A 19164-nucleotide genomic window follows, 5' to 3' on the forward strand; every position below is an offset into this window, starting at 1 on the left:
CATAACGTAGCGGTTTAAAAATTTATAATATATTAAGACTGTTTGAAAAGTAAAATATATAAACTAAAATGACCTTTCAGACAGTCTTATTTTTTCAAGCCTTTGAAGTTTGAGTAGTTTACTATATTTCATATAAGAAAAAAATGCTTGAATTAATGCTATAGTTATACCATCTAGACCATTAAAAACCCCTCTTTTAAAAAAATAACATCTTAAAAATGCCACGGTTCCATTTAAAACAGGCTTGAAACTATGAATACGTTTTCCCTGATTAAAAAGTTGGTTAGCATGCCACGTAGAATATTGGTTTTTCTTTGCTACAATCTGTTCAAATGAATCCCAACCATAATGTAATATATGAACCGCTACTTTTTTTTCATTTGTAGCTATTATTTTTTGATGTACCATAGACTCGGAAGGCGATGCTGTTTGTTTATTAAAAAAGCGTACTTTATGGTCTGGATACCATCCTGAAAAATCGATTAATTCGTCAGCCAAAAAATTTTTTACCCTAAAAGAAAACGCATCAAAATCATTCTGCAAATATTTATTTTCTTTTATAAATTCTACTGCATCAACATCTAAAAACTCATCTGCATCTAAATTTAAAATCCAATTGTTTTTACAAAATTGCAAGCCGTGTTTCCGCTGTGGACCGTCACCTAAAAAAGCCTGAGAAATTACCTTAGCTCCATTTGCTTGAGCAAGAGCAACCGTGTTATCTTTACTTAAGGAATCTATAATAATTACTTCATCACATACTTTAAATAAAGCATTGATACACTTCTCTATATTTTTCTCTTCATTATAAGTAATTACCAGTCCACTAATTGCCATGAATAATCATTTTATAAGGTAAAAATACAGTTTTATTTAATACTTTTACTCAAAAAAAAGACATTGATCTTACTTTATAGAAATGAAGATTTTAATTATTCAACAAAAGCGAATTGGAGATGTTTTAACTAGCTCGATTCTAGCTAATATTTTGAAAAAAGCATATCCAAATGCTTCTATCGATTACATGTGCTACGCATACTGTGTTGATGTATTAAAAAGAAATCCATCAATTAACAATATTATAGTTTTAGAAGAAACTACTAGAAAAAACTACTTATCGTTTTTTAAGTTTATTAGTAAAATTCGTAAACAAAAGTATACTACAATAATAGATGCATATAGCAAACTAGAAACTAACTTAATTACTGCTTTTTCTGGAGCTAAATATAAAATCTCTTACTATAAATCCTATTCTAGTATCTTTTACAATTACAACATTAAAAGGCTAGAAAATGGTACGAAAAGTAATTATGGTTTAGCTATTGAAAACAGACTACTCCTTTTAAAACCTATTTTAGATCAAGAAGTCAAAGATTTTAAACCAAAAATATTTTTATCTGAAATTGAGATTAATGCTGCTAAAGACCTTTTATTCAATGGCGGCATTGATAATAAAAAACCACTATTCATGATTGGAACTATGGGAAGCGAATGGTACAAAACGTACCCATTAGAAAACATGTCCAAACTTTTAGATTATGTAGTAAAACAAACAAATGCTTCTTTATTGTTTAATTATACTCCTGATCAAAAAGAAGATGCTTTGACTCTTTTTAATTTATGTGATAAGTCTACGAAAGCAAATATTTATTTGGATATTTATGCTCACTCACTTAGAGCATTTTTAGGACTACTATCTCAATGTGATGGGCTTATTGGCAACGAAGGAGGCTCTATAAACATGGCTAAAGCACTAAGCATTCCTACCTTTTCATTGTTTTCGCCAAGTGTAGATAAAGAAACTTGGCAAATTTTTGAGAATGAAAAAAATGTTTCTATACATTTAAAGGATTTAAAACCAGAAATATACTCAGAATTTGATGAGAAGTATATTAAAGAACATACTTTTAAATACTTTGAATTATACCCTATTAATACAATTAAAAATAAATTAAAAATATTTTTAAATACTATTTTAAAGATAGAATAACATCTTAAAAACATTAAAAACTAAGTTAAACTAATAGTTTTAAATTGATAAAATCTAATAAAATATCAGCTTTAATAATTACTTATAACGAAGCCAATCATATTGAAGCCGTTATTAACAACATTAGTTTTACTGATGAAATTATTGTTATAGATTCTTTTAGTACTGATGGTACTTTTGAAAAATTATTAGAATTTAAAAATGTCACTACAATACAACGTGAGTTTAAAAATTTTGCTGATCAAAGAAATTTTGCACTGAAACAAGCTACTCATGATTGGGTTTTATTTATTGATGCTGATGAGCGCATAACAGATAAATTAAAAACCGAAATTATTTCAACGATAAAAAATCATAATAATACTGTAGCGTTTATGGTTAAACGTTTATACTTCTTTAAGAAAAAAAGAATCCGTTTTAGTGGTTTTCAAACCGATACTACCTACCGTTTATTTAAAAATGACAATGTAAAATACATTAAAGATAAAATAGTGCATGAAATGCCAGAAATAAATGGCAAAAGCTCAATGTTAAAAAACCCTATGTTACATTTTTGCTTTGATAGTGCGCCACATTATAAAGAAAAAATGGAGCATTATGCTAGCCTTAAAGCTTTAGAGCTACATAAAAAAAACAAAAACGCAAATATGATGCACTTTGTTATAAGACCAATTTACAAGTTTATTACAAATTATATTTTTAGATTAGGTTTTTTAGACGGAAAAGAAGGTTTTCAAATATGCTATTTAAGTGCATATGGCGTTTATTATCGCTACAAAGAACTCAAGAGACTCAATATGTCTTCCAAAATTTAAGCTTCTTTTTCAAACGTCTTTTTCGATGGTATTTTTCTTGAAAAGCTTCAGTTTCGTGCCACATTAAATTTAATATTTTATTGTAATCTTCTCCCGAGCATTTAGCATATTCATCACTCATAACATCAACCATAGATTTATGAATGGTTAATTTTGAAAAGTTTTTAATGCGTGTTTCAAAATCCAATGGCTTAAATTCCATGCGGTTTAAATCAACCAAATAAAAATCGTAACCTTTTTTAGTTTTTTTAATTAATGTGTTTCCAGGAGAATGATCTAAAAAATGAACGCTCTTTTCGTGTAAATTGAATGTAAATCGTGTAAAGGCTCTTAATATTTCATCATAATTAGGAATATTAAAATCGGTTGTGAGTTCTCTATACGTGTAATCACAATCAATTTGATCGCTTATATAATAGCTTTTTTTGAATAACAATGGGGTTTTAAATTCGTAATATGCTATGGGTTGGGGTGTGCCGATATTTAAATTTTTCAGTTTATTGGCATATTCAAACGAGCGTTGCGCTTTACTTTTTCTAAAAAAACGATACGCGATTTGATTGATTAAATGCGGTACTTTAAACGATTTAACGTTAATCGTTTTATTATCTAATTGAAATAATTTTAAAGAGTTTCTATCTTGATTCCCAAAGTCTTCACCTTTAGTATCAAAATTATTTATAATGTCATCAAAAAATGCATTATTACTTTTAAAATCTATATGTATAGTATTATTCCTTTTCACTTAAATATTTATCAACACCATTTTCACACCAAATAGACTTGTTTTTTATGGCATTTTCTTGAATGGTGTGGTTAATATTTAATTTTTCTTTTGAGCTTTCTTTATGCCAAATATGATAAACAATAGACCTAAACTTTAATCGTTTACCTTGTACGCCGTTGTTAATCATTCTAATCACTAGCTCAGAATCTTCTCTTCCCCAGCCTGTCATATCTTCATTATAGCCGTTTATATTTATAAAATCTAATTTCCAATAAGACAAGTTGCACCCTCTAAGTTTTCTAGATAGCTCATTATTTTTTTTATATAATAATGCCCCTAAAAGAGGTAAATAAATATTTCTATTACGCTTTTTTATACCTTTTGATAAATACGAAAATGTTACTACTTTATTTTTGTAAAGCGCAGCTAAAAAAGATTCTTGAATGCTAACTCTAGAACCAAATAAATAGGTACTAGTTTCAATAGCGTTTAAATGATCTCCTACAAAATTTTTATGAATGATACAATCTCCATCTAATTGAATAATGTAATCTGCGTTTGTATTAGAAATTGCTAAGTTTAATATTGCCGATTTTCTAAACCCATTATCTTCATGCCAAATATGCTTTAATGGTATTGGAAAATCTTTTTGAAATTTTTCAATTAATTTTTTGGTCTCTTTTTTTGAACCATCATCAGCAATAATAACCTCGGTTGGAAATATTTTTTGATTTTTTACACTCATCAAAACCAACTCCAAAGCTTTAGGCCAATTATATGTTGTAATTATTAACGCTGATTTAATTTTGTGATTCATTTAAATACTTTTTTGAATTTAGTTTTCAAAAATATTATAGCCTTTTAAACTAAGCTTTTCTAGAGGAATCAAGAAAACATTATCAATAGTTATACACTCATTTAAGGATTTTATTTTATTCCATTTTAAACCATTTTGCTTATAAATATTATAGTTTTCGGGTATAAGTTGTAAAAAACGCTCATCCAATTCAACTTTTCGTGCTTGGTAATAAGGCTTATTAACTTCCATTAATATAGTTGGCCTATGCTTTCTAAGCGTTTCTTTTCCTCCTTCTAAACAGAAATCTTCATGCCCTTCAATGTCAATCTTCACAACATCTATATTAGCAATTTCGCTGTATTTTTTTTCCCAAATATCATCTAATACTTCAAGCTTAATCGGTGATAGTTTAAATCCTTCATCCATAGCTTCGCTTGTTCTAATAGCTGCATTTCCTGTTTTAGAGCCATGTTTAAAATCTTCCCTTAAAGTAATTTCTGTCTCTTCAACTTTATTCGACAAACCAAATTGATTAACCTCACATATATTATTTAAATCATTAATTTTTAAATTATTAGTAAGTCTTAAATAATTCCCTTCAAAAGGTTCAAAAGCAATTACTTTTCCTGTAGCTTTTTTTAACCTAATAAAATGTCCCATCGCCACAGAATAATATCCAATATTACCTCCAATATCTAAAAAGCTAGAATTTGGATTAAAAAGAGATTGTGTAACGGCTATTAGATCTGGATCATATTTACCTGTATAAAATGAAATTCTTTCGGTTTTTGTACTTAAATCTACAAGCATTATTGTTCCATCTTCCATTGTAGCGGTAACAATAGGCTCTGCTCCTAAAGCTAATAATACTCTATTAAAGTGCTTATATAATTGATTAAGCTTTCGATGGTAAGTTAACTTTCTGGTAACTCCAGATAAACTATTTAAAATCTTATTCGCTAATTTCATGTATAAATTTTATTATGATTACAAAAATAAACAAGTTATGCTTAGTATAATTTCCAAATCATAGTTTTAATTTTACATTTAGTGAATTAAGTATAATTTATAGCTAAACAATCTATTGTTTTAACAATGAATATCGAAATTAAAAACACTCTACAAGTACTAAAAAATGGTGGACTCATACTCTACCCCACAGATACCGTTTGGGGCATTGGTTGCGATGCATCTAACCCTAAAGCTGTTGAGAAAATTTACAAACTAAAACATCGAGAAGATAGTAAAGCATTAATTTGTTTGGTTGCCGATGATAGAATGCTTAAAAAATATGTAAAAAAAATTCCTGAAGCTGCTTTTAGTATTATTGAAATTTCTGAAAAGCCAATCACTATAATTTATGATGATGCTCAAAATTTAGCTTCAAATTTAATTGCAGACGATGGCACTATCGCTATTAGGATTCCAGATGACGAATTTTGCTATCAATTATCAAGAAAACTTAATGGTGCAATCGTTTCAACTTCGGCAAATATTAGTAGTAAACCAACTCCAAAATCGTTTAAAGAAATAGCTCCAGCCATTTTAAAAGGTGTAGACTATGTTGTAAATTTGCATCACGAAAAAATCTGCGACAAGCCCTCTTCAATTATCAAATTGAGTAATAGTGGAGTTGTTAAAGTGATTCGAGAGTAAAAACAGCCACTAATACACGAATATTTATGTCTAAAATTATTTATAAAGACGAAAGCTATGCTATAGTTGGGGTTTTATTTGAAGTTTATAATAATTTGGGAAGTGGTTTTTCAGAAATTGTTTATAAAGATGCTATCGAATACGAATTTAAAAGTTTAAATATTCCATTTCAAAGAGAAAAAGAATTTAGCGTTGCGTATAAAGACACTTTACTAAAACATAAATTTTACGCAGATTTTGTAGTTTTTGATAAAATTATTTTAGAAATAAAATCGACAGAAAACCTAAACGACAAGCATACTGCTCAATGCATAAATTACTTAAAAGTATCACAATGTAAACTCACTATTTTAGCAAATTTTCACAAAGATTTATTAGACCATAAAAGAATCGTTTTATAAAAACATTCGTGAATTCGTGGCAACAAAAAAATGAATTATAAAGAAGCATTATATCATCCCATTTTTAAGATTATATCGCAATCGGCTAATGAGCTACAACTCGACAGCTATGTTATTGGTGGTTTTGTTCGCGATTTTATTTTAAACCGAGAAAATGCCAAAGACATCGACATTGTTGCTATTGGTAGCGGTATTGAACTCGCTAAGCAAGTTGCTAAAAACTTACCAAATAAGCCCAAGGTTCAAATCTTTAAAACGTACGGAACAGCAATGCTTCGGTATGATGATATTGAAATAGAGTTTGTTGGTGCAAGAAAAGAATCTTATAACGAAAATAGCAGAAATCCTATTGTGGAAAATGGCTCTTTACAAGACGACCAAAATCGGCGGGATTTTACAATTAACGCATTGGCTTTAGATTTAAGCGAAACTAAATTTGGTGATTTACTCGATCCGTTTAATGGGATAGACGATTTAAAAAATCAAATTATAAAAACACCTTTAAATCCAGATATTACTTATAGTGATGACCCCTTACGAATGATGCGCGCCATAAGATTTGCCACACAACTCAATTTTAAAATTGAGGATGAATCATTAAAATCTATTTCAAAAAACTGTCATCGTATTAAAATTATAACCAACGAACGTATTGTTGTAGAGCTTAACAAAATTATTGAAAGTAAAACACCATCTATTGGTTTTTTATTATTAGAACGAACTGGTTTACTTCATTATATTTTACCAGAACTCACCGCTTTAAAAGGTATAGACGAAGTTGAAGGACAACGTCATAAAGATAATTTTTATCACACTTTAGAAGTTGTCGATAATATTGTAAAACATACTGACAACCTTTGGTTACGTTGGGCCGCTTTACTACACGATATTGGTAAAGCACCAACAAAAAAGTTTAGCAAAAAAGTAGGATGGACATTTCATGGTCATGAATTTGAAGGTTCAAAAATGGTGTATCATTTATTTAAGCGATTAAAAATGCCATTAAATGATAAAATGAAATTTGTGCAAAAAATGGTGTTTATGAGTTCGCGACCTATCGTTCTTGCTCAAGATATGGCAACCGATTCTGCAGTGCGTCGTTTGGTTTTTGATGCTGGCAATTATGTTGAAGATTTAATGACACTTTGCGAAGCTGATATTACTACCAAAAATCCTAAAAAATTCAACAAATATCATAACAACTTTAAAATAGTACGAGATAAAATTATTGAAGTTGAAGCCCGCGATCATGTTCGCAATTTCCAACCACCAATTTCTGGTGAGGAAATTATAAAAACATTTAATTTAAAACCATCTCGCGAAATTGGTATAATTAAAGAAACCATAAAAGAAGCCATTTTAGAAGGCGTTATTCCAAATGAATATGAAGCTGCATATAAGCTCATGTTAAAAGAAGGAAAGCGTTTAGGATTAAAAGTATCAAATTAATTATGCTAAAATTAATTAGAACAAATTCTGAAAATAAAGACTTTATAAATTTAGTTAAAAAACTAGATGATTATTTAACTATTGTTGATGGCGATGAGCATGATTTTTACAATCAGTACAATAACATTGATGTTTTAAAACATGTTGTAATAGCTTACTCTAATAACAGTGCTGTTGGCTGTGGTGCTTTTAAAGCGTTTAACACAAATACTGTTGAAATAAAGCGCATGTATACAAATACTGAAAACAGAGGCGAAGGTATTGCGTCTAAAATTTTAAAAGAATTAGAGATTTGGAGTAATGAATTGGGGTATAATTATTGTGTTTTAGAAACCGGTATTCGTCAAGTTGAAGCGGTTCAGTTTTACAAAAAAAACGATTATACTATCATTCCAAATTTCGAACCATACAAGAATGTAGAAAACAGCTTATGCTTTAAAAAAGATTTGATTTAATATACTATAACCTCTTCCGAGCGCAGTCGAGAGGTTTTAAGAAATAAATTAAGAGGTCTCAACTGCGCTTGACCTGACAAAAAATGAAAAAAGACAACAAAAAAGTTATTTATTGGTTACTTACAGGATGTGTTCTTATTTTTATAATGGTAATTATTGGAGGCATAACCAGACTAACCGATTCAGGTTTATCCATTTCAAATTACAAATTAATTACTGGTACTATTCCACCGCTTAACGAAACCGAATGGCAAGACGCTTTTGAGTTGTATCAACAATATCCAGAATATCAAAAATTACATTCTCACTTTACCATTAGTGATTTTAAAAGTATTTATTTCTGGGAATGGCTGCATAGACTAATTGGTAGAGTTATAGGTTTGGTGTTTATCATTCCGTTCTTATATTTTCTTGTAACTAAGCAACTCTCAAAAAAAACCATTAAAAAATGTTTAGTCTTATTGATTCTTGGTGGCTTTCAAGGGTTTTTAGGCTGGTATATGGTTAAAAGTGGTTTGGTAGATATGCCAGATGTTAGTCATTACCGTTTAGCTGCACATTTAACAACGGCTTTCCTTACTTTTGCTGCCACACTTTGGGTCGCTTTAGATTTGTTTTATCCTAATAAAAAACCAATAAATATTAAGTTTAGAAACCTTATAACAATTAGTTACATCATTCTCATTATTCAAATTATTTATGGTGCTTTTGTTGCTGGATTAAAAGCGGGTTTACTACACAACCATTGGCCTTTAATGAATGAAAATAAGTTTATGCACCATACGGTTTATATACTCGAACCGTTTTATAAAAACCTTATTGAAAATCCAAGTGGCATTCAGTTTATTCACAGAATTTTAGCGTATTTTGTGGTGATTTCTATTTTAATATTATGGTATAAAACTCGTAAAATGGCAATTACAAAACTTCAAAAAAAAGGCATAAATGCATTATTAATTTTGGTAGTTTTCCAATTCCTATTAGGCATTTTTACCATATTATATGCAGTACCATTATGGTTAGGAGTGGCCCATCAAATAGGAGCATTTTTCCTTTTGAGTGCCATGACATTTACTTTGCATCGTTTCAGCAAATAATACAAAAAGACTTATCTTTGCACCAATAATTTTTCATAATGATTTACAGATTTAGAGTTATACTTGATAACGATACCGAAGATGATATTTTTCGTGATTTAGAAATCCGAGAAACTGACACGCTAGAAGATTTACACAATATTATCACACAATCTTTTGGATTTGATGGCTCTGAAATGGCATCATTTTATTTAAGTAATGATACTTGGGAGCAAGGTGAAGAAATTTCGTTATTCGATTTAAGTGAAGATGCTTCAGCTCGCCTAATGAATGAAACTAGCATCAATGATGTTGTACATGAAATACAACCTAAATTAATTTATGTATACGACTTTTTAAGCATGTGGACGTTTTATGTTGAATTAGCCGAAATAGTTGATGAAACTGAAGGAAACGATTATCCAAATCTTATGTTTGTTAAAGGACAAGTACCAGAAAATGCTCCAGAAAAATTATTTGAAGCTGATGAGGATGATAATTTCGACGAGTTTGAAGATGGTATTGATGTAGATGATTATGAGGATTTAGATTTTAACGAAAATTGGAATTAACACCACGTTTTTTTCTTAAATTCTCCAGACTTACATTTTCATAGTTCCGTGTTAAGTACTCCAATGAATATTTAAGGATTTGCCCCATATTTTTACTTCGTTTAAAATTTACATCTTGTGTATAATCAAATATTTTCATTTTTAAAGAATCTATATTTTCATCTTTTGAAATAGAGTCTTCAATCATACATTTTAATAATCTATTTATTCTTTTGTGAAAACTTTTTAAACGTTTCACCAAAATAGAACGCTCTTCAATTTTATATTGATCGATTGATGGCTTTTGAATAATTTCTGAAACCAATTCAACCATTTTTATATTCTCTTTAAAAAACTGCGGTCTGTAAATATTAAACTTACCCTCATAAGATTGTTGATCAAAATCAATCGCCCGAATTTTGTAAACAACATGATCAAAGTCATGAGTGGGCACAATAACATAGTTATAAGAACGCATATCTCCCAAAAGCCTTATCATACAGCGCTCGTTAAACTTAACAAACTCTTTTGCTATTTGTGCTTTTTCAGATTTTGTACAATTTGGTAACATATTTTTTATAAACTCATCACCAGGTATTCCTGCAATATGCTCTTCAATTAATGTGTTCTTGTATATTAAAAAATTTAAATTATAGGGCGATAGCATGTGTTCTAATTCTAGACCATACACCCGAGAAGCATCAGCTATTTTTATATAAAAATAAGTGTAATTGTCATTTAAAATATTTCTAATTTTAATTCTAAAGGGTTTCGAATTTCCGAACGTACAAAAATCAATGGCATCAACATTTAAAAAAGGTAAAATATCATCATTACCATCAGAATGCAAGATTGTATATACTTTTTTTAACGATAAATCTATTTCTTCTCTTTCAAATTCGTTGTAATAAACACGTATCCATAAAGTATCATTATCATCTTTATCATGAACCACTATTGAACCCTGAAAACGCAACAAATCGTCATAAAAAATGGGTATTTTTATGTTTCTATTATACCTAGAAAGGTAATCGTGTAATTTGGTGGTTACAGGAAATGAAGGTTTCTTTTTTGATATTTTTAAATCTTGCATACTTTACAAACTTATTCAAAGTAAAGAAATTTTATTCACTTAGATTCCCTTATCTGCGAGAATGACAATTTAAAAGGAAACCCCAATATTACTATTGAGGAATTTTTATTCAATTTAAAGCTTTTATTAATAACCTTGTAACAAAATAAGTTAAGCATCGTCATACTTTAATAACTAACCTTGTTGATATTTTTCAGCAAACAAAACAATTCATCTTGGAACCAATACTTACAATTAACAACCTTACCAAAAAATTTGGCTACTTAACTGCTGTAAAAGATTTATCGTTTACTATTAACAAAGGTAACGTTTATGGGATTTTAGGACCTAACGGAAGCGGAAAATCTACCACTCTAGGTATTGTTTTAAATGTTGTTAATAAAACACAAGGTGATTTTAAATGGTTTGACGGACAAACAACAACACATGATGCATTAAAAAAAGTAGGTGCTATAATTGAGCGACCAAACTTTTACCCTTACATGACAGCAACTCAGAATTTAAAGCTAGTATGCAAAATTAAAGGAGTTGATTATAGCAAAGTTGAAGAAAAGCTTGAAATTGTTGGCCTATTAGAACGAAAAGACAGCAAATTTAAAACCTATTCGTTAGGTATGAAACAGCGTTTAGCGATTGCCTCTGCATTATTAAACGATCCGGAAATTTTAATTTTAGATGAACCTACAAACGGATTAGACCCACAAGGGATTCATCAAATTAGAGAAATTATTAAGCAAATTGCTGCAAAAGGAACTACTATTTTATTGGCATCTCATCTTTTAGATGAAGTTGAAAAAGTATGTTCCCATGTTGTTGTGTTACGTAAAGGTGTAAAATTATATTCAGGTCGTGTTGACGAAATGATTTCTAGTCACGGTTTTTTTGAATTAAAATGCAATAAGCCAAATGACTTAATTAAACTTTTAGAACATAATGCATCATTCAAATCAATTAAAGAAAAAGAAGGTTTAATAACTGCTTTTTTAAATGAACCAATGAAATCTGAAGATTTCAACAAATATCTTTTTGAAAATGGCATTATACTTACCCATTTAGTACAGCGTAAAGAAAGTTTAGAAGAACAATTTTTACAATTAACAGACAACAAATAAAAACTAAACCCAACCAAAATATACTAACTCTATGTTACGTCTTTTAAATTTAGAATTACAAAAACTGTTACTTAACAGAACTAGTAAAATACTCATTTTTGTATCGTTTGTTTTACCATTCTTTGTCATATTATTATCTTCTTTAAAAATTAATGTATTTGGTTTTTTTACTTTAGAGCTTGGTGAGTTAGGCATTTTTAACTTCCCTATGATATGGCATTTAACTACTTTTTTTGCTTCTCAGTTTAAATTCTTTTTTGCCATTGTAGTAGTAAGTATGATTGGTAATGAGTACAGTAACAAAACTATTAAACAAAACCTAATAGATGGGTTAAGCAAGAAGGAATTTATATTATCAAAGTTTTATACCATCATATTCTTTTCACTAGTTTCTACGGTTTTAATAGGGTTAATTTCGCTGTGTATAGGTTTATACTATTCTAGCTATACCGAAGTTTCAATTATTTTTAGAGAAACTGAATTTATACTAGCTTATTTTGTGAAACTTATTGCTTTTTTTAGCTTGTGTTTGTTTTTTGGAATGCTTGTAAAACGCTCTGCTTTTGCTCTTGCCTTTTTATTCATTTTATTTATTCTAGAATGGATTTTATTTGGATTAATAGCATGGAAATCTGATGCTAATATCGCTGAGAAAATTCAAAATTTCTTTCCATTAAAATCAATTTACAAATTAATAGACCAACCCTTTCAGCGCATAGCAATGACTAAGTTTCCCGACAAAGCAGAAATAGCATACGACTATGCTGTACATTGGTACGAGTTTGCCATAGTAATTGGTTGGACAGCCCTATTTATCTTTTTATCGTACAGATTATTAAAAAAGCGAGATTTGTAATATCTTTGATAGCTATCGCTATTGAAAGATGAAAAAAATTGCCATATTCGTATTTGCCTGCTTTGTCAGCATAAATAGTTTTGCCCAAAGCGAAGCTGCCAATTGGTATTTTGGCTATGGTGGTGGTATCAAATTCAATCAAAATAATAATACGGTTTCTTCTGTAAATGATGGTCAATTATTTACTAACGAAGGTTGCGCATCTATATCAGACAGTTCTGGAAATCTATTATTTTACACAGATGGGACAAGAGTTTGGAATAAAAACCATGCTACCATGATGAATGGTTTGGGTTTGTTTGGCGATTCGTCTAGTACACAATCTGCTATTATTGTTCCTAAACCAGATAATGAAAATATTTATTACATTTTTACTGTAGATAATAACCTTGACGGTAATAATTACGGTTTAAACTATTCTGAGGTTGATATATCTCAAGATGGAGGTTTAGGAGCTGTTACAACTAAAAACACAAATTTACTACAACGCTCTTCAGAAAAAATTACGGCAGTTTTAAAAGATTGTATAACAAAATCTATTTGGGTACTAACTTTTGCTCCAGAAAATGGAAGCGTAGGTAGCTATAATACATTTTATGCTTTTGAAGTTAATAATTTAGGCGTTAATAATACACCTGTAGCCTCTCCATTTATTCTTAATATTAATGATGCAAGAGGCTATTTAAAATTATCACCAGATGGTAAAAAAATAGCCAACGCTAATCTAAGCGATGGATTGTATTTATATGATTTTGATGAAACAACTGGAGTAGTTAGCAATCAAATTGAATTATTTATAGGTGGACAGAATGGTAACTCTTATGGTGTAGAGTTTTCTCCAGATAGCCAATTACTTTATGTACATGCATCAAATAATTTTTTTGATATAGAAAACCCAAGTAATAATAACGACCCAAGTAATCATACTTCATCATTACTCCAATATAACCTTTTAGCTACAGATATTCAATCTTCTGTTATTGTTATAGATGACCGTCAATTATATAGAGGAGGCTTACAACTTGGACCAAACGGTAAAATTTACAGAGCTTTAAGTGCTACCTATAGCAATGGTTATCCGCATTTAGGTGTTATTAATAACCCTAATCAAATTGGAGTTGGCTGTAATTATCAACATAGTGCTATTAGTATTTCACCAAATAATTCCTCCCAAGGACTCCCCCCTTTTATTGCTTCTTTTTTTAATGAACAAATTGATATTATTAAAAATGGAAAAAGCAGTACTAACCTTTCGCTTTGTGTAAATGATATTTATCCATTAACTGCCGACCAAATAACTGGTGCTACCTATACTTGGACGCGTGATGGAAACCCTTTATCTGAAAGTGATTTTGATTTGGATGTTACTCAAAGTGGGCATTACGAAGTATATATTAACCCTAATAATGGAGATTGTGCCTTAGAAGGAGAAGCCTATGTGGTTTTTAACGAAAACCCCGAAGCCTTTAACCACACCCTGTTACAATGCGACGAAGACGGTGCTATAGATGAACGCACTATTTTCAATCTCAATCAAGCTAATACTGTTTTAACTAATGGTGTCGCTGGATTATCAACAAAATTTTATACAGACTCTGCCAGAACTATTGAAGCCGACGGTAATGCATTTACCAACACATCCAATCCGCAAACTATTTATGTAGATGTTATTAATGACAGTACAGGATGCTCTTCACCTTCAGAGTTAACTCTTAATGTTAGTGTTACAGACTCTGAAGATACCGAACTAGTTGAATGTGATAATGATGGCACCGAAGATGGCTATTTTAATTTTATTTTAACTAATGCAGATAGTGACATAGTTGCAGGACTTCCCTCAGGGTTATCAATCTCTTATTTCGAAACTTATGATGATGCTTTACTTGAAACAAATAATTTAGGAAGCACATTTACAAACACAAACCCATACTCTCAAACTATTTATGCCCGTGTTGAAAACGCTAATAATTGTTATGGTATAAGTGAAGTTGTTTTAACCGTAAACGAATTACCAGATATTGAAACTGAAGCTTTAGCATACTACTGCCTTAATGATTATCCGAAGAGAACCACTTCTTTAAATGCAGCAGTTATAAATGATAATCCTTCCAATTATACCTATAACTGGTCCACTGGAGAAAACACCTATCAAATAGATATTAATGAAGCGAGAACTTACACCGTAACAGTTACCAATGCTAATGGTTGTACAAAACAACGAACCATTACCATAGAACCCTCAAACATAGCAACTTTTGAAACTATTGAAGTCGTTGATGCTACTCAAAATAATACTATTACCGTTTTAGTTTCTGGTGAAGGTATTTATGAATACCGATTACTTGATGAAAATAATATAGTATACGCACCTTATCAAGAAAGTAATACGTTCGAAAATGTGTATCCAGGTATTTATACTATAACTGTTAGAGATATTAAAAATAGCTGTGGCACAGTGCAAAATCCAATTTCAGTTATTGGTTTTCCCAAATTTTTTACGCCCAATAACGATGGCGTACACGATACTTGGCAAGTAATTGGTATCTCTAATATGTTTCAGCCCAATACCAATATCCTTATTTATAACAGGTTTGGTAAATTAATTAAACAATTAAATCCATTGGGTAGTGGTTGGGACGGGCTATTTAATGGTCAAAAACTGCCAGCCGACGATTATTGGTTTGCTGTAACTCTGCAAGACGGAAGAATTTTAAAAAATCATTTCACTCTAAAATATTAATCTTTGAAATTAGCCTTAAAAATATCTGTCTTAATTATTTTTTTATTATGTTACAATAATACGCTAGGGCAACAACCAACGGATTGCATTGATGCCGTAATTGCTTGTGGGAATTCAAACGTTAACTTAAATGTAAGTGGTGTTGGCACTCAAGAATTAAGCGGATCAAACACATGTTCAAGTCAAGAAAACAATAGTGTTTGGTTAAAAGTTACTTTAGTAACTAGTGGCACATTAGGTTTTACATTAACCCCAAATAGCACCGCTATTACAGAAGATTATGATTTTTTTGTGTTCGGACCAAATGCAACCTGTGGCAATATTGGACAAGCCATTAGGTGTTCTACTACTAATCCTTCAGCCGCCAATCAAGGAAACAATTTAACAGGAATGAATGATTCTGCAAGTGATACTGCCGAAGGCCCAGGTGCAGATGGCGATAGTTTTGTAAAGTGGTTAGATGTGCTAGCAGGAGAAACTTATTATATAGTCATAGATAGACCAATTGGCAATAGCCCTTTTAGCTTACAATGGACAGGAACTGCACAGTTTTCTGATCCTCCTTCAGATGAGTCAGGAACAAATGGCACACCATTAAATTTAGAAAGTTGCGATGTAGTTACCCCTTTTGACAATGGCTTTACAACTTTTAACCTAACAGACAATACAAGTTTAATTGCAGGAACACAAAGCGATGTTACCATAACTTATCACGAAAATATAAGTGATGCTAATATTGGAATAAACGAACTAAGCAGTCCATATACAAACATTAATAACCCTCAAACCATTCATGCTAGAATTACAAATAATACCACAGGATGTTTTGAGTTGACCAACTTTCAATTGAATGTTAATCTAGGTCCAAATTTTGCGCAACCAATAGATTACGAACTATGTGACGATTCAGCAGATGGAAACAATACTAACGGACGAGTTATTTTTGATTTATCATCTAAAAATCCTGAAATTTTAAATGGTCAAAACCCTTCTGATATTAATATTACGTATCATACTTCGCAATTAAATGCCGAAATGCGAGCAAACCCTTTACCAAATGCTTATTATAATTCAACAACATTCAACGAACAACTTTTTGTTAGAGTTGAAGATGCCTTAAACCCTGATTGTAAAAGTGTAACTCCATTAAATTTAATCGTACATCTAAACCCCGAAGCCTTTAACCACACCCTGTTACAATGCGACGAAGACGGTGCTATAGATGAACGCACTATTTTCAATCTCAATCAAGCTAATACTGTTTTAACTAATGGTGTCGCTGGATTATCAACAAAATTTTATACAGACTCTGCCAGAACTATTGAAGCCGACGGTAATGCATTTACCAACACATCCAATCCGCAAACTATTTATGTAGATGTTATTAATGACAGTACAGGATGCTCTTCACCTTCAGAGTTAACTCTTAATGTTAGTGTTACAGACTCTGAAGATACCGAACTAGTTGAATGTGATAATGATGGCACCGAAGATGGCTATTTTAATTTTATTTTAACTAATGCAGATAGTGACATAGTTGCAGGACTTCCCTCAGGGTTATCAATCTCTTATTTCGAAACTTATGATGATGCTTTACTTGAAACAAATAATTTAGGAAGCACATTTACAAACACAAACCCATACTCTCAAACTATTTATGCCCGTGTTGAAAACGCTAATAATTGTTATGGTATAAGTGAAGTTGTTTTAACCGTAAACGAATTACCAGATATTGAAACTGAAGCTTTAGCATACTACTGCCTTAATGATTATCCGAAGAGAACCACTTCTTTAAATGCAGCAGTTATAAATGATAATCCTTCCAATTATACCTATAACTGGTCCACTGGAGAAAACACCTATCAAATAGATATTAATGAAGCGAGAACTTACACCGTAACAGTTACCAATGCTAATGGTTGTACAAAACAACGAACCATTACCATAGAACCCTCAAACATAGCAACTTTTGAAACTATTGAAGTCGTTGATGCTACTCAAAATAATACTATTACCGTTTTAGTTTCTGGTGAAGGTATTTATGAATACCGATTACTTGATGAAAATAATATAGTATACGCACCTTATCAAGAAAGTAATACGTTCGAAAATGTGTATCCAGGTATTTATACTATAACTGTTAGAGATATTAAAAATAGCTGTGGCACAGTGCAAAATCCAATTTCAGTTATTGGTTTTCCCAAATTTTTTACGCCCAATAACGATGGCGTACACGATACTTGGCAAGTAATTGGTATCTCTAATATGTTTCAGCCCAATACCAATATCCTTATTTATAACAGGTTTGGTAAATTAATTAAACAATTAAATCCATTGGGTAGTGGTTGGGACGGGCTATTTAATGGTCAAAAACTGCCAGCCGACGATTATTGGTTTGCTGTAACTCTGCAAGATGGCAGGGTTTTTAAAAATCATTTTACTTTAAAATATTAATAAACAAATCATGAGAACCAATTAAAAATGTATTTTGTCGGATATATTTTGCATTTCATCTGAAAAAAGTCTATTTTTCGCAATAAATTCAGTTTGTAAAATAATTGAGTTTTCCAAATAAAAAAGAAACCTACTGCTATGAAATTTGTTAACTACTTAATAGGAATACTTTTGCTATGGGGTAGTTATGCATTTTCTCAGCAAATCTCAGTTGATGATTCTGTCGGTTTACAACAACTTATTGAAGATAACCTAGTACAGAACAGCTGTGTAGAAATTACCAATATCACATCATCTGTAAATGGTACTGCTAGTGGGTTTTCAAGTTATGCTCAGTTTGATCGTGCGAGTTCAAACTTTCCTTTTCAAAATGGTATTATGCTTTCTACTGGTAATGCTACTTCTGGTGGAAACGGTGTTACTACACCAACATTAAGTGAAGGCTCAACTATATGGGGAACCGACCCAGATTTAGAGACCGCTTTAGGTGTTTCTAATACCTTAAATGCCACATCTATTGAGTTTGACATTGTATCCATTTCAAGTCAACTGCAATTTAATTATTTATTAGCTTCAGAAGAATATTTTGGAATTAATCCATGTCAACTTTCTGATGGCTTTGCGTTTTTAATTAAAGAAACTGGCAGTACGCTACCCTATCAAAATATCGCTTTAGTTCCTGGCACCTCAACACCGGTGAATACGAACACTATTCATGATGAAATTTTTGGTGTTTGTCCTGCTCAAAACGATCAGTATTTTGATGGCTATAATGTTGGAGATACCAATTATAATGGTAGAACTACAGTGTTAACAGCTGCAACCACAATAACGCCCTATGTACAATATCATATAAAATTGGTGATTGCAGATCAAACCGATGGTTCTTATGATTCTGCTGTTTTTATTGAAGGTAATAGTTTTAAAATTTTAGATTTAGGCGAAGATGTTTCTACATGCGCGCCTTCTGTAACATTAGACGCCGATATA

At 30.8% G+C, this 19164-nt stretch carries 18 protein-coding genes; 13 read left to right on the forward strand and 5 right to left on the reverse strand.

The annotated features are described in order from the left end of the window. Positions 1 to 63: 63 nt before the first annotated feature. Positions 64 to 837: a glycosyltransferase family 2 protein gene (locus tag AADI82_RS06185; protein WP_341215579.1), complete on the reverse strand. Its 774-nt coding sequence runs from the start codon at positions 835 to 837 to the stop codon at positions 64 to 66. 82 nt (positions 838 to 919) lie between these two features. Between AADI82_RS06185 and AADI82_RS06190 the strand changes: the two genes are divergently transcribed. Then, a complete protein-coding gene (locus AADI82_RS06190; protein ID WP_341215580.1) occupies positions 920 to 1990 on the forward strand; it encodes a glycosyltransferase family 9 protein in 1071 nt (356 codons plus the stop codon). A gap of 44 nt (positions 1991 to 2034) precedes the next feature. Further along, a complete protein-coding gene (locus tag AADI82_RS06195) occupies positions 2035 to 2805 on the forward strand; it encodes a glycosyltransferase family 2 protein (RefSeq protein WP_341215581.1) in 771 nt (256 codons plus the stop codon). Here AADI82_RS06195 and AADI82_RS06200 read toward each other — a convergent pair. From AADI82_RS06200 to AADI82_RS06210, 3 genes are read right to left on the reverse strand one after another with little or no spacing between them, the layout of a single operon-like run. Then, positions 2783 to 3550, reverse strand: coding sequence for a Kdo domain containing protein (locus AADI82_RS06200; protein ID WP_341215582.1), 768 nt, complete (start codon positions 3548 to 3550; stop codon positions 2783 to 2785). The genes AADI82_RS06195 and AADI82_RS06200 overlap by 23 nt on opposite strands. Next, on the reverse strand, positions 3537 to 4349 hold the full coding sequence (locus tag AADI82_RS06205; RefSeq protein WP_341215583.1) for a glycosyltransferase family 2 protein: 813 nt from the start codon (positions 4347 to 4349) through the stop codon (positions 3537 to 3539). Before AADI82_RS06205 ends, AADI82_RS06200 begins: the two co-directional genes overlap by 14 nt. Positions 4350 to 4367: 18 nt before the next feature. Continuing rightward, a complete protein-coding gene (locus AADI82_RS06210; RefSeq protein ID WP_341215584.1) occupies positions 4368 to 5300 on the reverse strand; it encodes an FkbM family methyltransferase in 933 nt (310 codons plus the stop codon). 126 nt (positions 5301 to 5426) lie between these two features. Here AADI82_RS06210 and AADI82_RS06215 point away from each other — a divergent pair, with 126 nt between their 5' ends. The 6 genes from AADI82_RS06215 to AADI82_RS06240 all read left to right on the forward strand — a co-directional run bounded on the left by AADI82_RS06215 (position 5427) and on the right by AADI82_RS06240 (position 9940). After that, positions 5427 to 5987, forward strand: a complete 561-nt coding sequence (locus AADI82_RS06215) for an L-threonylcarbamoyladenylate synthase (protein WP_341215585.1) — start codon at positions 5427 to 5429, stop codon at positions 5985 to 5987. 26 nt (positions 5988 to 6013) lie between these two features. Then, positions 6014 to 6388: a GxxExxY protein gene (locus AADI82_RS06220; RefSeq protein ID WP_341215586.1), complete on the forward strand. Its 375-nt coding sequence runs from the start codon at positions 6014 to 6016 to the stop codon at positions 6386 to 6388. Between the two features lie 30 nt (positions 6389 to 6418). Next, positions 6419 to 7837, forward strand: a complete 1419-nt coding sequence (locus AADI82_RS06225) for an HD domain-containing protein (RefSeq protein ID WP_341215587.1) — start codon at positions 6419 to 6421, stop codon at positions 7835 to 7837. A 2-nt stretch (positions 7838 to 7839) separates the two neighbouring features. Continuing rightward, the gene (locus tag AADI82_RS06230; RefSeq protein WP_341215588.1) at positions 7840 to 8292 is read left to right on the forward strand and encodes a GNAT family N-acetyltransferase; all 453 of its coding nucleotides are present in this window, start codon (positions 7840 to 7842) and stop codon (positions 8290 to 8292) included. A gap of 83 nt (positions 8293 to 8375) precedes the next feature. Further along, the gene (locus tag AADI82_RS06235) at positions 8376 to 9389 is read left to right on the forward strand and encodes a COX15/CtaA family protein (protein WP_341215589.1); all 1014 of its coding nucleotides are present in this window, start codon (positions 8376 to 8378) and stop codon (positions 9387 to 9389) included. 38 nt (positions 9390 to 9427) lie between these two features. Then, on the forward strand, positions 9428 to 9940 hold the full coding sequence (locus tag AADI82_RS06240) for a hypothetical protein (RefSeq protein WP_341215590.1): 513 nt from the start codon (positions 9428 to 9430) through the stop codon (positions 9938 to 9940). Here the strand turns inward: AADI82_RS06240 and AADI82_RS06245 are convergent. Then, entirely contained in the window at positions 9921 to 11012 is a 1092-nt protein-coding gene (locus AADI82_RS06245; RefSeq protein WP_341215591.1) for a hypothetical protein, read from the reverse strand. The two genes, AADI82_RS06240 and AADI82_RS06245, sit on opposite strands and share 20 nt — an antisense overlap. A 215-nt stretch (positions 11013 to 11227) precedes the next feature. On the opposite strand from AADI82_RS06245, the gene AADI82_RS06250 reads away from it, so the two are divergent. From AADI82_RS06250 to AADI82_RS06270, 5 genes are all read left to right on the forward strand, one after another. Then, positions 11228 to 12124, forward strand: a complete 897-nt coding sequence (locus AADI82_RS06250) for an ATP-binding cassette domain-containing protein (protein WP_341215592.1) — start codon at positions 11228 to 11230, stop codon at positions 12122 to 12124. 31 nt (positions 12125 to 12155) lie between these two features. Continuing rightward, positions 12156 to 12980, forward strand: a complete 825-nt coding sequence (locus AADI82_RS06255) for an ABC transporter permease subunit (protein ID WP_341215593.1) — start codon at positions 12156 to 12158, stop codon at positions 12978 to 12980. 28 nt (positions 12981 to 13008) lie between these two features. Then, positions 13009 to 15720 carry a T9SS type B sorting domain-containing protein gene (locus AADI82_RS06260; protein WP_341215594.1) on the forward strand — a complete coding sequence of 904 codons (2712 nt, stop codon included), beginning with the start codon at positions 13009 to 13011 and terminating at the stop codon, positions 15718 to 15720. A 3-nt stretch (positions 15721 to 15723) separates the two neighbouring features. After that, the gene (locus AADI82_RS06265; RefSeq protein ID WP_341215595.1) at positions 15724 to 18174 is read left to right on the forward strand and encodes a T9SS type B sorting domain-containing protein; all 2451 of its coding nucleotides are present in this window, start codon (positions 15724 to 15726) and stop codon (positions 18172 to 18174) included. A gap of 138 nt (positions 18175 to 18312) precedes the next feature. Next, positions 18313 to 19164, forward strand: an 852-nt coding sequence (locus AADI82_RS06270) for a choice-of-anchor L domain-containing protein (RefSeq protein WP_341215596.1), incomplete at its 3' end; no start/stop codon positions are given.

The organism is uncultured Wocania sp. (assembly GCF_964021735.1).
Classification (GTDB): domain Bacteria; phylum Bacteroidota; class Bacteroidia; order Flavobacteriales; family Flavobacteriaceae; genus Wocania_A.